We start from the raw sequence: 13,781 nt of genomic DNA, 5'->3' as shown, positions 1-13,781 counted from the left end.
AACAGTCAGAATCGAGCCTTGTCCCTCCTCCTCCCTTCAAGTCCTACCATACAAGCGAGCTTGCTCGCGATGGCGTCCGTTCAGGCGCCGCCGGCATCAAGGGCTGACGTGATACGGATTCCTCGGATCATGATTCCAGTCCAGGAACGGCTTGCCAGTCTCCACCGGCACCATCTCGATGCAGTCCTGCACCGGGCAGGTGATCTGGCACAGGTTGCAGCCCACGCACTCCTCATCGATCACTTGATACTTGTGGGTGCCATCCGCTTGCTTGAGGCTGGCCACGGCCTGGTGCGAGGTGTCCTCACAAGCGATATGGCAGCGACCGCAACCGATACAAGCCTCCTGATCGATTTTCGCGATCACCTGGTAGTTGATGTCCAGGTACTTCCAGTCCGTGGTGTTGCCCACCGCGCGACCGGAAAACTCCGAAATGCTGGCATAGCCCTGACTGTCCATCCAGCGTGACAAACCGTCCTTCATGTCTTCGACAATCCGGAAGCCATGCAGCATCGCCGCCGTGCATACCTGCACCGAGCCACTGCCGAGTGCGATGAATTCCGCCGCATCGCGCCAGTTGCCAATGCCGCCGATCCCGCTGATCGGCAGGCCCTGGGTCTGCGGGTCGCGGGCGATTTCGGCAACCATGTTCAAGGCAATCGGCTTGACCGCCGAGCCGCAATAGCCGCCATGGGTGCTCTGGCTGCCGACCATGGGGTTGGCGACCATGCGTTCGAGGTTAACGCTGGTGATCGAGTTGATGGTGTTGATCAACGACACCGCATCGGCACCGCCTCGGTGGGCGGCGCGGGCGGCAACACGGATGTCGGTGATGTTCGGCGTGAGCTTGACGATCACCGGCAGCGAGCAATACGTCTTGCACCAGCGCGTGACCTGTTCCACGTATTCCGGCACCTGGCCGACTGCCGCGCCCATGCCCCGTTCCGGCATGCCGTGGGGGCAGCCGAAGTTCAGCTCGATGCCGTCGGCGCCAGTGGCTTCCACCAGCGGCAGGATGTGTTTCCAGGATTCTTCGACACAGGGCACCATCAAGGACACGATCAGCGCACGGTCCGGCCAGTCCTTTTTGACCTGGGTGATTTCCCGCAGGTTGATCTCCAGCGAGCGGTCGGTGATCAGCTCGATGTTGTTAAAGCCGAGTACCTCCCGGTTAGCCCCGAAGTGTGCCGAGTAGCGCGAAGACACGTTCACCGCCGCCGGGTCTTCACCCAGGGTTTTCCAGACCACGCCACCCCAGCCGGCCTCGAAGGCGCGGACCACGTTGTAGGCCTTGTCGGTCGGCGGCGCGGAGGCCAGCCAGAATGGATTGGGTGCTTTGATGCCGGCGAAGACAATCGACAGATCGGCCATTTACGCAGCCTCCACGTTGAGCATCAGTTGAGCGTTGATCGCCTCGGCGGCGCGCTTGCCATGCTGCACGGCTTGCACGGTAAGGTCTTGATCGAGGCTGGTGCAGTCGCCGCCGGCATACACGCCGGGGATGCTGGTGCGCAGTTGTTCGTCGACTTCGATGCGTTCGCCTTGGCGTTTGAGTTCGCGGGCCAGCGGATCGCTGAGGGCGCAGCCGTCGAAGGTCTGGCCGATGGCTTTGAAGATCGCGTCGGCGGCCAGTTCGAAGGTTTCACCGGTGGTTTGCAGGCGGTCTTCCACCAGATGGGTGCGGGCGAAACGCATACCCCGCACGCGGCCGTGGTCATCGAGCAGCACTTCTTCGGGTTGCGACCAGGTCATCAGCCGTACCTGATTGGCCTTGGCGATCTCCTGTTCGTGGCGGGTGGCTCCCATTTCCTCGATGCCACGGCGGTACACCAGATTCACGTCACGGGCGCCGAGGCGGGCCATTTGCACCGTCATGTCGATGGCGGTGTTGCCTGCGCCAAGGACAATGCAGCGGTCGGCCAGGGGCAGTTGGGTCAGGTCATCGGCCTGGCGCAGTTCGCGGATGTAGTCGGTGGCGGCGAGCAGGCCGGGTGCGTCTTCGTGGGCCAGCCCTAGCTGTTTGCTGGCATTGAGCCCGAGGCCGAGGAACACCGCATCGAACTGTTGATGCAGTTCACTGAGGGTCAGGTTCTCCCCGAGTTTCTGCCCGTGGCGGATTTCGATGCCGCCAATCTCCAACAGGAACTCAAGCTCCTTTTGCGCGTAGTCATCCACCAGTTTGTATTTGGCGATTCCGTACTCGTTGAGGCCGCCAGCCTTTTCCCGCGCCTCGAAAATCACCACGTCATGCCCGTGCATGGCACTGCGGTGGGCGCAGGACAAACCGGCCGGACCGGCACCCACCACGGCGATGCGTTTGCCGGTGGCGGCAGCACGCTGGAAGGGGTGCGTGCTGAAGTGGGCGTTGTCCACGGCGTAACGCTGCAACAGGCCGATCATGACCGGTGCACACTCGTGGGCGTTATTGCGCACGCAGGCTTGCTGGCAAAGAATCTCCGTCGGGCACACCCGGGCGCAACTGCCGCCGAGGATGTTGGCCGAGAGGATTTTCTGCGCGGCGCCTTGCACGTTGTCCTGCGCAATGTTGCGGATGAACGAGGGAATGTCGATCTCGCTCGGACAGGCATTCACGCAGGGGGCGTCGTAGCAATACAGGCAGCGCGAGGCTTCCAGGTGCGCCTGGCGCTCGTTGAGCGGCGGCGCCAGATCGGTGAAATGGCCGGCGAGGGCGGCCGCATTCTCAACGGGATGCGGGAGGTGGTCCAGGGTCTTGATCACGGTTTTGGCCTCACGGTTATTTGAGGTGCTGCCTCTGAATGGGCATTGTTTTTCGTTGTCTGTACCGGCCTCTTCGCGAGCAAGTCGAATCGTCGCACCGCCGCTCCCACATTTGGAACGCGTTCCCCTGTGGGAGCGGGCTTGCTCGCGAAGGCCGTAGGCCTCGATTTCAGCGTTTCACGGCAACCGGCTTGTGCTGCTCCGCCCGCTTGCTCAGCAAATCAAACACCGCCGGATACGCCGGTCGTTCGATGTAGCGCCCGGCCCCGCGTTCGGCCCGCAGGTCGCCGTCGGCCCAGACCACGCGGCCCTGGCTGATGGTGTGGCTGGGCACGCCGCGCACGGTCTTGCCTTCGAAGATGTTGAAGTCCACCTGCTGATGGTGGGTCTTGGCGGAAATGGTCCGGGTGCCTTGCGGGTCCCACAGCACCAGGTCGGCATCGGCACCCACGCGAATCGCGCCTTTGCGTGGGTAGAGGTTGAAGATCTTCGCCGTGTTGGTGGACGTCAGCGCGACGAATTGCTGCATCGAAAAGCGTCCGCTGTTCACGCCTTCATCCCACAACACCGCCATGCGGTCTTCGATGCCGGCGGTGCCGTTGGGGATCTTGCTGAAGTCGTCGCGGCCAGCGGCTTTTTGCTCGGCGCAGAAGCAGCAGTGGTCGGTGGCGGTGGTGTGCAGGTTGCCCGATTGCAGGCCATGCCAGAGCGCCTCTTGATGGCCGCGGGGGCGGAACGGCGGGCTCATCACGTAACCGGCGGCGGTTTGCCAGTCCGGATCGCGGTAGACGCTGTCGTCCAGCAGCAGGTGCCCGGCCAGTACTTCGCCGTAGACCGGCTGGCCCTTGCCCCGGGCGTAGGTGATTTCGTCCAGGGCTTCCTTGGTCGAGACGTGCACCAGATACAGTGGCGTGCCCAGGGTTTCGGCGATGCGGATCGCCCGGCTCGCGGCCTCGCCCTCAACCTGTGAAGGCCGCGACAGCGGATGCGCTTCCGGTCCGGTGATGCCCTGGGCCATCAGCTTGCGTTGCAGGTGATACACCAGTTCACCGTTTTCCGCATGAACGGTCGGCACCGCGCCCAGTTCCAGGCAGCGTTCGAAACTCGCCACCAGGGTGTCATCGGCGGCCATGATCGCGTTCTTGTAGGCCATGAAATGCTTGAAGCTGTTGACGCCGTGCTGGCTGACCAGTTCGGCCATTTCCTCGCGGACCTGTTCGCTCCACCAGGTGATGGCGACGTGAAAGCCATAGTCCGACGCCGATTTCTCGGCCCAGCCGCGCCACTGATGGAAGGCTTCGAGCAAGGATTGCTGCGGGTTGGGAATCACGAAGTCGATGATCGACGTGGTGCCGCCGGCCAGTCCGGCCGCCGTGCCGCTGTAGAAGTCTTCGCTGGCCACAGTGCCCATGAAGGGCAGTTGCATGTGGGTGTGCGGGTCGATGCCGCCGGGCATCAGGTATTGGCCGCTGCCGTCGAGCACTTCGGCGCCTGCAGGTACATCGAGATTTTCGCCAATGGACTTGATCACGCCGTCTGCGCAATACACATCGGCGCGATAACTTTCATCATGGGTAATAAGGGTGGCGCCACGGATCAACAGAGACATTCCGAGTTCCTCGCAGGCAATGACCGGCTTTTGCCGGTTCTAGATGTTCTATATAAAAACAGCCCGGTCAGATTGATTCCTGTCAGCGCTGTCAGGATTAAACGCTAGCTGCAGTTATCCGAATCGGCAAGAATATTTTTTATAAGCTTATGCAGGTATTAACTGATTGATATTAAAAGATTAATTACAAGAATCACCAAAATGGTGAGGCCGCTCACCATTTTGACGCACTTGACAGGATCGAAAAATAGTCAAGATTTCTTATGTGAAATCAGCTGTTTGAGTATGGTCTATGGTGGATGCGCAGCCATTGAAAAAAAGATCAACGCACCAGATTGAGTCCTGACTGTCAGGACAACTTGCCTGGCATTCGGCCTGAGTGGCATGACATGCAACTGAGGACTGCATCGTTGACTGCATAAAACTGATAAATATCAGTTGCTTACAGAGTGTTTATGGAACTGCCCGATGCGTAAGCGGGGCACCCGGCACGTTTATTGATGCCGCCAGCCCCCGATGAGCAAAAAATAATTCAAAGAACAGTGGAGCGGCCATGCAACAGATCAGATCGCAAGTGACCGAGCGCGACGGCTTGTTCGAGCTTGAAGCCGGCAGCGATGTCCTCGACAGTCCCCGTTACAACCACGACATTGCACCGACCAAGGTGCGCGAACGCACCTGGAACAAATGGCACATCACCGCGCTGTGGGTCGGCATGGCGATCTGCGTGCCGACCTACACCCTCGGTGGTGTGCTGACCGCGTACTTCGGCCTGACCGTCGGTGAAGCGCTGCTGGCGATTCTGTTTGCCAACATCATCGTGCTGATTCCCCTGACGCTTAACGCCTTTCCCGGCACTAAGTACGGTATTCCCTTTCCGGTGTTGCTGCGGTCGTCCTTCGGCGTGCTCGGCTCCAACATTCCGTGCCTGATCCGCGCTCTGGTGGCGTGTGGCTGGTTTGGTATCCAGACCATGTTCGGCGGGCTGGCGATTCACCTGTTCCTCGGCTCGGTGTTCGAGGGCTGGAAGTCCCTGGGCGGCACCGGTGAGGTCATCGGCTTCATGGTGTTCTGGGCGCTGAACCTGTGGGTGGTGATTCGCGGTGCCGAGTCGATCAAATGGCTGGAAACGCTCTCGGCACCGCTGTTGGTGCTGGTGGGAGTTGGGTTGTTGGTGTGGGCCATGCCCAACGTGTCGATGACCGAGTTGCTGGCGATCCCGGCCAAGCGCCCCGAAGGCGCGGGCGTGGTCAGTTACTTCGCGGCCGGGCTGACCGCGATGGTCGGGTTCTGGGCCACGCTGTCGCTGAACATCCCCGACTTCAGCCGCTACGCGAAAAGCCAGAAGGACCAGATCGTCGGGCAGATCATCGGCTTGCCGCTGACCATGTTCCTGTTTGCCTCTCTGGGCGTGGTGATGACCGCCGCCTCGGTGAAGCTGGTGGGCGTGACGGTGTCCGACCCGGTGACCCTGATCGGCCATATCCAGAGTCCGGTCTGGGTGGCGCTGGCCATGGCGTTGATCATCATCGCCACGCTGTCGACCAACACCGCGGCCAACATCGTGTCGCCCACCAACGATTTCCAGAACATCGCACCCAAGGCGATCAACCGGACCAAAGCGGTAATCCTCACCGGGCTGGTCGGACTGGCGCTGATGGCCCATGAACTGCTGAAAAAGCTCGGCCTGATCGTTTCCGATCTCAGCCTGGAAACGGTCTATTCCAACTGGTTGCTCGGCTATTCCAGCCTGCTGGGGCCGATCGCCGGGATCATGGTGGTGGACTATTTCCTGATCAAGAAGCAGCAACTGGACCTCGCCGGCCTGTACCGCGATGACGTGTATCCGGCGTGGAACTGGAGCGGGTTCATCGCGTTTGGTGTGCCGGTGGTGCTGACGCTGCTGTCCCTGGGCAACGACGCGTTCAGCTGGTTCTACAGCTATGGCTGGTTCACCGGCTCGGCGTTGGGTGGGGTTATTTATTACGGGTTGAGTGTGATGCGGCCCAGCCCATCTATTGCGAAATCTGCGGTGTGAACACTGGCCCCATCGCGAGCAAGCTCGCTCCCACAGGGGGTCTGTAAACACTGGAGATCCAATGTGGGAGCGAGCTTGCTCGCGATGAGGCCTCTGAATCCACCAAAGAACTGCCTGAAGAAACACACAAGAACTGCCTGAGGAGATCATCATGAACGCGGCCGTAGACGTTCTGCAGTCCAGCCATCAGCACATCAACCGCGACCGCCTGTGGCAATCGCTCATGGAACTGGCCCGACTCGGCGCAACGGTCAAGGGTGGCGTGTGTCGCCTGGCCCTGACCGATCTGGATCGCCAGGCCCGGGACATCTTCGTCAAATGGTGTACCGATGCCGGCTGCACCGTCAGCATCGACGCCGTCGGCAACATCTTCGCCCGTCGTCCCGGGCGCAATCCCGATCTGCCACCGGTGATGACCGGCAGCCACATCGACACCCAGCCCACTGGCGGCAAGTTCGATGGCTGTTTCGGGGTGCTGGCGGGCGTCGAAGTGCTGCGTACCCTCAACGACCTCAACATCGAAACCGAGGCGCCGCTGGAAGTGGTGGTCTGGACCAACGAAGAAGGCTCGCGCTTTGCCCCGTGCATGATGGGGTCCGGCGTGTTCGCGGAAAAATTCACCCTCGAGGAAACCTTGGCCAAGGTCGATGCCGAGGGTGTGACGGTGGGGCAGGCACTGAATGCCATTGGTTACGCCGGGCCGCGCAAAGTCAGCGGCCACAAAGTCGGTGCCTACTTTGAAGCCCACATCGAGCAAGGCCCGATACTGGAAGACGAACGCAAGACCATAGGCGTGGTCATGGGCGCCCTCGGGCAGAAATGGTTTGACCTCAAGCTGCGCGGCGTCGAAGCCCACGCCGGCCCGACCCCGATGCACCTGCGCAAGGACGCCCTGGTCGGCGCCGCGGTGATCGTCGGTGCGCTTAACCGCGCCGCCCTCAGCCATCAACCCCATGCCTGCGGCACCGTCGGTTGCCTGCAAGCCTATCCCGGCTCGCGAAACGTCATACCTGGCGAAGTGCGCATGACCCTGGACTTCCGGCACCTGGAACCGGCGCGCCTGGATTCGATGATTGCCGAAGTGCGTGAAGTCATCGAAACCACCTGCGACGAACACGGCCTGACCTTCGAACTCACGCCAACGGCTGACTTCCCACCGCTGTACTTCGACAAGGGCTGCGTCGAAGCGGTACGCGGCGCCGCCCACAGCCTGGGTCTGTCGCATATGGACATTGTCAGCGGTGCGGGCCACGACGCGATTTTCCTCGCCGAACTCGGCCCGGCCGGGATGATCTTCGTGCCGTGCGAAGGCGGCATCAGCCACAACGAAATCGAAAACGCAGCGCCGGATGACCTGGCGGCCGGGTGTGCGGTGCTGTTGCGGGCAATGCTGGCGGCTTCGGCGGCACTTGGGAAGGGAGAGTTGGCTGCTTGAACCGAGTGACGTGCGCTGAATGAATCAGCGCACGTCACAAACCCCAACCCTCAATCGTCATCCTGTTGAACCTCTCAAACAGTGGAGCAACACGATGTCTTCCAACACCCAAGCGGTCAACCTGCTGCAATCGATTCCACAGGTTTTCGAAAGCCTGACCCAGGTCCATGTCGCGCTCGATCAGCATGATCTTGATCCAGGCCTCAAGTACTTGATCCACTTGCGCGCCTCGCAGATCAACCAATGCGGTTTCTGCGTGAAGATGCACACCCGCGAAGCCCGGGAAGCCAATGAAACCAACGAGCGTCTGGATCGCCTGATCGTCTGGCGTCACGTCAGTGATTTCAGCCCTGCGGAGCGCGCCGCGCTGGCGTGGACCGAAGCCTTGACTGTTCTGGATGAAAAAACCGATTACGCCAGCCTGCGAGGTGAACTGAGGGCATATTTCAATGACGAACAGATCGGCGCCTTGACGGCCGAGATCGGCATGATCAACCTGTGGAACCGCTTGCAGGTGTCGAGGCACTGATTGATGAACCGCGCTGAAAACGCCGCCACTGTGTTCGAGCAGCGGCGGCCCTTTTTGCTTGGTCTGGCCTATCGCATTCTCGGTTCGCGCACCGAAGCCGAGGATGCGGTGCAAGAGTTGTTCATCAAGTGGCTGGAGGTCGACCGGGCCTCCATCGCCACGCCGGCCGCCTGGTTTACCACCGCGTGCACCCGCCATTGCATTGACCTGCTACGGTCGGCGCACAAGTCCCGGGTAGATTACATCGGTACCTGGCTGCCGGAGCCGATCCACACGGCGCATCAGGACTCACCCGAGCACATGCATGAACTGGCTTCGTCGCTGTCCACCGCGTTCGTGTTGTTGCTGGAGCGGCTGACACCCAAGGAGCGTGCCGCGTACCTGCTGTACGAAATCTTCGACATGGATTACCCGCAGGTTGCCGATGCGGTCGGGGTGCAGGAAGCCGCATGCCGCAAACTGGTTTCCCGGGCAAAGGCGAGTCTTGGCAATGCCCAGACCCGCTATCAACCGGAACCTGTGCGTCAAAACCAGTTGCTCAGTGCCTTCCACAACGCCATCACCAGTGGTTCCACCGCAAACTTGAGCGTGATGCTGAGCGAAGACGTCGAACTCTGCGCCGACAGCGGCGGCAAGGCTTCGGCGATCCGTGAAACGCTGTTTGGCATCGAAAGCGTGCTGGATTTCATTGGCCAGTCGTTGCACGCCTATTGGCAAGCCTGTGAATGGCTGCCCGTTGAAATCAATGGTGCACAAGGCGTCATCATCAAGGCCGATGGCAGCATCACGGCGTCGATGACCTTTGGTTTTGATGAGGCGGGGCGGGTGAATCGGGTTTTCATCATGCGTAATCCGGACAAGTTGGCGGGGCTTGACGCGTCCTTTAACGTGCAATAGTCAAAGGACCACCGGCCCTCCAGGCTTTTCGCCGACCAACTCCACCGCTTTCGCGAGCAAGCCCGCTCCCCAAGGTTCGTTGCACTAACCAAAACTTCGGCGGTCGTATTCTTCACAGGGGCACCATACTTGCGGAGTCGAAATGCGCCAGCGCGTCCTGACCACGGAGGCCAATCGTTGCCAGTTGGAGCAAATCATCGCCAGCTTGTCCGACGGGGTGATTCTGCTCGATCCCGACCAGAGCATCCTGTGGGCCAACGAGGCGGCGCTGGCCATGCACGGTGCCTCGCAGATCAGCGACCTGGGCAGCAATGCCAAGGCCTATGTCAAACGCTTCGCCTTGCGTTATCGCAACAATCACCTCGTGCCGGCCGACAGCTACCCGATCAGTCGGGTGGCCCGTGGCGAGACGTTCAGCGATGTGCTGGTGGAGGTGACATCGGCGGGGAACGAAGCGCGCACCTGGGTCCATCGCGTGCGCAGCCTGGTATTGGTTGACGGCCGTGGCAAGCTGGAATCGCTGGTCTTGATCATGGACGATGTCACCGACCGGGTCAGCACCGGGCAACTGACCGCCCGTGAGCGCGATGTACTGGGCCTGATCTGCGAAGGCCTGGCCGACAAGGACATCGCCGCGCGCCTGAAACTGGCACCGAACACAGTGCGCAACCATGTGGCGACGGTGTACTCCAAGCTCAATGTGCACAGCCGCAGCGAGGCGATTGTCTGGGCGCGGGAGCGGGGACTGTTCTCTGGTGAATCCCGGTCGAAGGGGCAGGGTTAAGCTACAAACGCACTATAGGTCACCGCATCGATCGAAGAACTACGTTACGAACTGGACAGCGATTCCTTGCAGCGCCCTGATTCGGTGATGTAAGAACTGTCAGCTTTTACGGGTGCTGGCTACGGATTGGGCTATAAGTGATTCGCAGATATTTATTTTTTTGACAGGTGCATGGATTTTGCGCGCCAGTTTTGTTGTCACAAAAATGTGTCTATCACTTATCGCGGGTCAACCTATGAAAACTCTTGGGAAACGCGTTATCTCACCTTTGTCGCTGGCGTTCTGCGTGGCGATCCTCGGCGGCTGTGCCAGTCCGCCACCCCCTCCAGCGGTCACTCCACCCCCTCCTGAACGCACTTGCCAGGCCATGGATAAAACCGATGTTCTGGGCGATGTACGGGATGAAAACGGGCAGGTGACCCGAGTCACCACCACGACTCGTTGCGTCACGCAGTAAATCCGCGCTGCGCTGAGCAGCAGCTTCGATCTGTTCGGGGTATCACTCTGTGGGAGCGAGCTTGCTCCCACAGGGACTTGTGCTGTTCAGACGATCAGGACAGGAAACCGCCATCCACATTCAGCGAAACGCCGGTGGTGTAGCTGGAAGCATCGCTGGCCAGGTACAACACGGCGCCGGCCATTTCGCTTGGGTCAGCCACGCGCTTGAGCGGGATCTGTTGCAAAGCGGTGTTCAGGATGGCTTCGTTTTTCACCAGTGCCGAGGCGAACTTGGTGTCGGTCAGACCCGGCAGCAAGGCATTGCAGCGAATCCCGAATTGCGCACATTCCTTGGCGAAGACTTTGGTCATGTTGATCACCGCCGCCTTGGTCACCGAGTAGATGCCCTGGAAGATACCCGGTGAAACACCGTTGATCGACGCCACGTTGATGATGCTGCCGCCGCCGTTTTCGCGCATCAGCTTGCCGGCTTCGACCGACATGAAGAAGTAGCCGCGGATGTTCACGTCGACGGTTTTCTGGAAGGCGCTGAGGTCGGTGTCCAGCACGTTGCAGAACTGCGGGTTGGTCGCGGCGTTGTTGACCAGGATGTCCAGGCGCCCGAACTGTTCCTTGATGCCGGCGAAGACCTGGTTGATCTGTTCCATTTCGCCGATGTGGCAGGCAATGGCAGTGGCTTTGCCGCCGGCGGCGATGATGGCGTCGGCGACGTGCTGGCAGCCTTCAAGCTTGCGGCTCGACACGATCACGTGGGCGCCTTGCTGGGCCAGTAGTTTGGCGATGGCTTCACCGATGCCACGGCTGGCGCCGGAGACGAAAGCGATCTTGCCGTCGAGGTCGAACAACTGAGTCTTGGACATGGGATTCCCTTATGAAAAGTCTTGTTATCGATTCAAATGCCGTGTTGCGGCTAATGCTGTTCAGTTGAGGCCAGTCAGTGCGCGCTATCGTTCACGATCTTTTCGAGCAGGCTCGCCCCTACAGGGATCGCATACAGTCAGAGGCTGGATTTCGAAATGACCTGCAAGCTCATCTGCTCCAGCAGCCTGTTCATGTGAATGAACTGCGCGAAGCGTTTGTCCTGGGTCTGGCCATGGTAGAAGCGGTAGTAGATCTGCTGCACGATGCCAGCCAGGCGGAACAGGCCGTAGGTGTAGTAGAAGTCGAAATTGTCGATGCGTATGCCCGAGCGCTCGGCGTAGTAGTCGACGAACTCGCGGCGGGTAAGCATGCCCGGCGCGTGGCTTGGCTGGCGGCGCATCATCTGCACCGGCGCCGGATCATCGGCTTCGATCCAGTAGGCGAGAGTGTTGCCCAGGTCCATCAGCGGATCGCCCAGGGTGGTCAGTTCCCAGTCGAGCACGCCGATGATCTGCATCGGGTTGTTCGGGTCGAGGATCACGTTGTCGAAGCGGTAGTCGTTGTGCACGATGCTGGAGGTCGGATGGTCGGCCGGCATCTTGTCATTGAGCCAGGCCTTGACCGCTTCCCATTGTGGCGCATCGGGGGTCAGGGCCTTTTCGTAGCGATCGCTCCAGCCTTTGATTTGTCGTGCCACATAGCCTTCGGGTTTACCCAGGTCACCCAGGCCGTACGCGTTGTAGTCGACGCGATGCAGTTCCACGAACTTGTCGATGAAACTCTTGCACAGGGCTTCGGTTTTCGCCGAATCCAGGCCCAGCTCCGGCGGCAGGTCTGAGCGCAGGATGATGCCGTTGACCCGTTCCATGACATAGAACTCGGCACCGATCACCGATTCGTCGGTGCAGTGCACGTAGGCTTTCGGGCAGTACGGAAAACCGTCGCGCAGTTGATTGAGGATGCGGAATTCACGGCCCATGTCGTGGGCCGACTTGGCCTTGTGGCCGAAGGGCGGGCGACGCAGGACGAATTCCTGTTCGGGGTATTCCAGCAAGTAAGTGAGGTTTGAAGCACCGCCCGGAAACTGGCTGATCCGTGGCAAGCCGCTTAGCCCCGGAATATGGGCCTTGATGTACGGATCGATCAGGCCGGCATCGAGCTCTTCGCCGGTGCGGGTACGGGTGGACTGGTCAGTAAGCGCCATGCTTATCCCTTCTGCTTATTCTGGAGGCCTTGAACTATTGGCTAATCTAATGCTGAGACGTGAGTGCCACAAGCGTGGCACGGTCTTATAGGTTAGCGTGTTGCAGGATAATCAGCGTTCCTGATGTGCGAGAACACGCCAGGCGGACTATGGTTCAGGGGCATGGTGCTTCCAGGAAGGAGGTTTGAAATGGGTTGTCCGCAAGTCTGTGCCACCGCCACCCTGCAATGCAGCTTTGGCGCGGCGCCGGCCGTGCTCAACGTGCTGCCGATCAATCGCACACTGACCGCTGACCTGCCGGCGGCGAACATCATGGATCACATCCCGCTGGTCAACATCATGCCCTTCGGTGTGTGCACGAGCCTGGCCAACCCGATGGTCGCGGCCGCCACCGCTGCGGCGTTGGGTGTGCTGACACCGATGCCCTGCATCCCGGCGACCGCCACGCCGTGGATACCGGGCGGGGCACCTACGGTGCTGCTGGGCAACATGCCGGCGATTGACGCCAACAGCACGTTGATGTGCAACTGGGCCGGGGTGATCAAGATCGTCATGCCCGGGCAGATGCAGATGCTCATTCCCTGACTCCCACTGGGGTCCTTCTGTGAGTGCAGTATTTGTGAGCAACAGTGCTCACAAGCGGGCTTGCCCGCGATGGGGCATCTGAGTCAATACAAGGCTTCAGGCCTCGGCAGGATCACTACAGCGCCTGAGCCACCAGCGTACCCTCGAGATCGGCTTGCCTTCGGCGTCCAGCGGTCGCCCATCGGCAGCGAAACCCTGTGCCGGTTCCAGTAACTGACCGTTGAGATACCGCGCCTCGACGGCGGTTTTTCCGTTGGGGTGAAACCGTTGATACCGCCCCTCACGCTCGCCATCACGGTAAAACTGCGTTTCGGCCAGTTGCCCGTCTGGGAAGTAGTTGTTCGCTTCACCGTGGAGCAGGCCCTGGCGATAAGTCGCCTTGCGTTGCAACCCGCCCTCGGGCGTAAAGAAACTGGCCACACCGTGCAATTTGTCGCGCACATAAGGCAGTTGCGCCGAGACATTGCCATTGGGGTAGTACAGCAGGCTCGTGCCCTGTAGCTCGCCCTGGCTGTAGTTCAGGTTCGCCTGAGGTCGACCGGCGTCCTTGATGCGCAGCGGGCCTTCCAGTCGGCCTTCAAGCAAGCGCCCGTCGAGGTGGCTGTCGCCACGCTCCAGATCAAGTTTGCTTGATGTCATTG

The 13,781-nt window shown here is 60.4% G+C and carries 13 protein-coding genes; 7 read left to right on the top strand and 6 right to left on the bottom strand.

Translation table 11 applies throughout. The features are described from left to right. Window positions 1–96 precede the first annotated feature (96 nt). The 3 genes from preA to hydA all read right to left on the bottom strand — a co-directional run bounded on the left by preA (window position 97) and on the right by hydA (window position 4,348). Window positions 97–1,371 carry an NAD-dependent dihydropyrimidine dehydrogenase subunit PreA gene (gene preA, locus AC3WTM_RS22715; RefSeq protein WP_102672357.1) on the bottom strand — a complete coding sequence of 425 codons (1,275 nt, stop codon included), beginning with the start codon at window positions 1,369–1,371 and terminating at the stop codon, window positions 97–99. Further along, window positions 1,372–2,739, bottom strand: coding sequence for an NAD(P)-dependent oxidoreductase (locus AC3WTM_RS22710; RefSeq protein WP_102672358.1), 1,368 nt, complete (start codon window positions 2,737–2,739; stop codon window positions 1,372–1,374). Between the two features lie 169 nt (window positions 2,740–2,908). Continuing rightward, on the bottom strand, window positions 2,909–4,348 hold the full coding sequence (gene hydA, locus AC3WTM_RS22705) for a dihydropyrimidinase (protein WP_102672359.1): 1,440 nt from the start codon (window positions 4,346–4,348) through the stop codon (window positions 2,909–2,911). A gap of 553 nt (window positions 4,349–4,901) precedes the next feature. On the opposite strand from hydA, the gene AC3WTM_RS22700 reads away from it, so the two are divergent. The 6 genes from AC3WTM_RS22700 to AC3WTM_RS22675 all read left to right on the top strand — a co-directional run bounded on the left by AC3WTM_RS22700 (window position 4,902) and on the right by AC3WTM_RS22675 (window position 10,488). Continuing rightward, a complete protein-coding gene (locus AC3WTM_RS22700; RefSeq protein WP_102672360.1) occupies window positions 4,902–6,386 on the top strand; it encodes an NCS1 family nucleobase:cation symporter-1 in 1,485 nt (494 codons plus the stop codon). Between the two features lie 151 nt (window positions 6,387–6,537). Continuing rightward, window positions 6,538–7,821: a Zn-dependent hydrolase gene (locus AC3WTM_RS22695; RefSeq protein ID WP_102672361.1), complete on the top strand. Its 1,284-nt coding sequence runs from the start codon at window positions 6,538–6,540 to the stop codon at window positions 7,819–7,821. A gap of 94 nt (window positions 7,822–7,915) precedes the next feature. After that, window positions 7,916–8,350, top strand: coding sequence for a carboxymuconolactone decarboxylase family protein (locus AC3WTM_RS22690; protein ID WP_102672362.1), 435 nt, complete (start codon window positions 7,916–7,918; stop codon window positions 8,348–8,350). A 3-nt stretch (window positions 8,351–8,353) separates the two neighbouring features. Then, window positions 8,354–9,247: a sigma-70 family RNA polymerase sigma factor gene (locus AC3WTM_RS22685; protein ID WP_102672363.1), complete on the top strand. Its 894-nt coding sequence runs from the start codon at window positions 8,354–8,356 to the stop codon at window positions 9,245–9,247. A 142-nt stretch (window positions 9,248–9,389) separates the two neighbouring features. Next, window positions 9,390–10,031: a helix-turn-helix transcriptional regulator gene (locus AC3WTM_RS22680; protein ID WP_102672364.1), complete on the top strand. Its 642-nt coding sequence runs from the start codon at window positions 9,390–9,392 to the stop codon at window positions 10,029–10,031. Between the two features lie 235 nt (window positions 10,032–10,266). Next, a complete protein-coding gene (locus AC3WTM_RS22675; RefSeq protein ID WP_146023731.1) occupies window positions 10,267–10,488 on the top strand; it encodes a hypothetical protein in 222 nt (73 codons plus the stop codon). A gap of 94 nt (window positions 10,489–10,582) precedes the next feature. Here AC3WTM_RS22675 and AC3WTM_RS22670 read toward each other — a convergent pair whose 3' ends face one another. Both AC3WTM_RS22670 and AC3WTM_RS22665 read right to left on the bottom strand, forming a co-directional pair. Beyond that, on the bottom strand, window positions 10,583–11,350 hold the full coding sequence (locus AC3WTM_RS22670) for an SDR family oxidoreductase (RefSeq protein ID WP_102672365.1): 768 nt from the start codon (window positions 11,348–11,350) through the stop codon (window positions 10,583–10,585). A 137-nt stretch (window positions 11,351–11,487) separates the two neighbouring features. After that, window positions 11,488–12,555, bottom strand: a complete 1,068-nt coding sequence (locus AC3WTM_RS22665; RefSeq protein WP_102672366.1) for a phosphotransferase family protein — start codon at window positions 12,553–12,555, stop codon at window positions 11,488–11,490. Window positions 12,556–12,744: 189 nt separating this feature from the next. On the opposite strand from AC3WTM_RS22665, the gene AC3WTM_RS22660 reads away from it, so the two are divergent. After that, window positions 12,745–13,140 (top strand): DUF4280 domain-containing protein, encoded by a 396-nt coding sequence (locus AC3WTM_RS22660; RefSeq protein WP_102672367.1) that lies wholly within the window; start codon window positions 12,745–12,747, stop codon window positions 13,138–13,140. A gap of 96 nt (window positions 13,141–13,236) precedes the next feature. Here AC3WTM_RS22660 and AC3WTM_RS22655 read toward each other — a convergent pair whose 3' ends face one another. Beyond that, window positions 13,237–13,779 carry a toxin-antitoxin system YwqK family antitoxin gene (locus AC3WTM_RS22655; protein WP_102672368.1) on the bottom strand — a complete coding sequence of 181 codons (543 nt, stop codon included), beginning with the start codon at window positions 13,777–13,779 and terminating at the stop codon, window positions 13,237–13,239. Between the last annotated feature and the right edge of the window lie 2 nt (window positions 13,780–13,781).

This window comes from Pseudomonas sp. EU05-FHT14B02 (genome assembly GCF_058791055.1).
The sequence above is the reverse complement of the archived record's forward strand: the minus strand, read 5'-3'. Positions and strand labels throughout refer to the sequence as shown.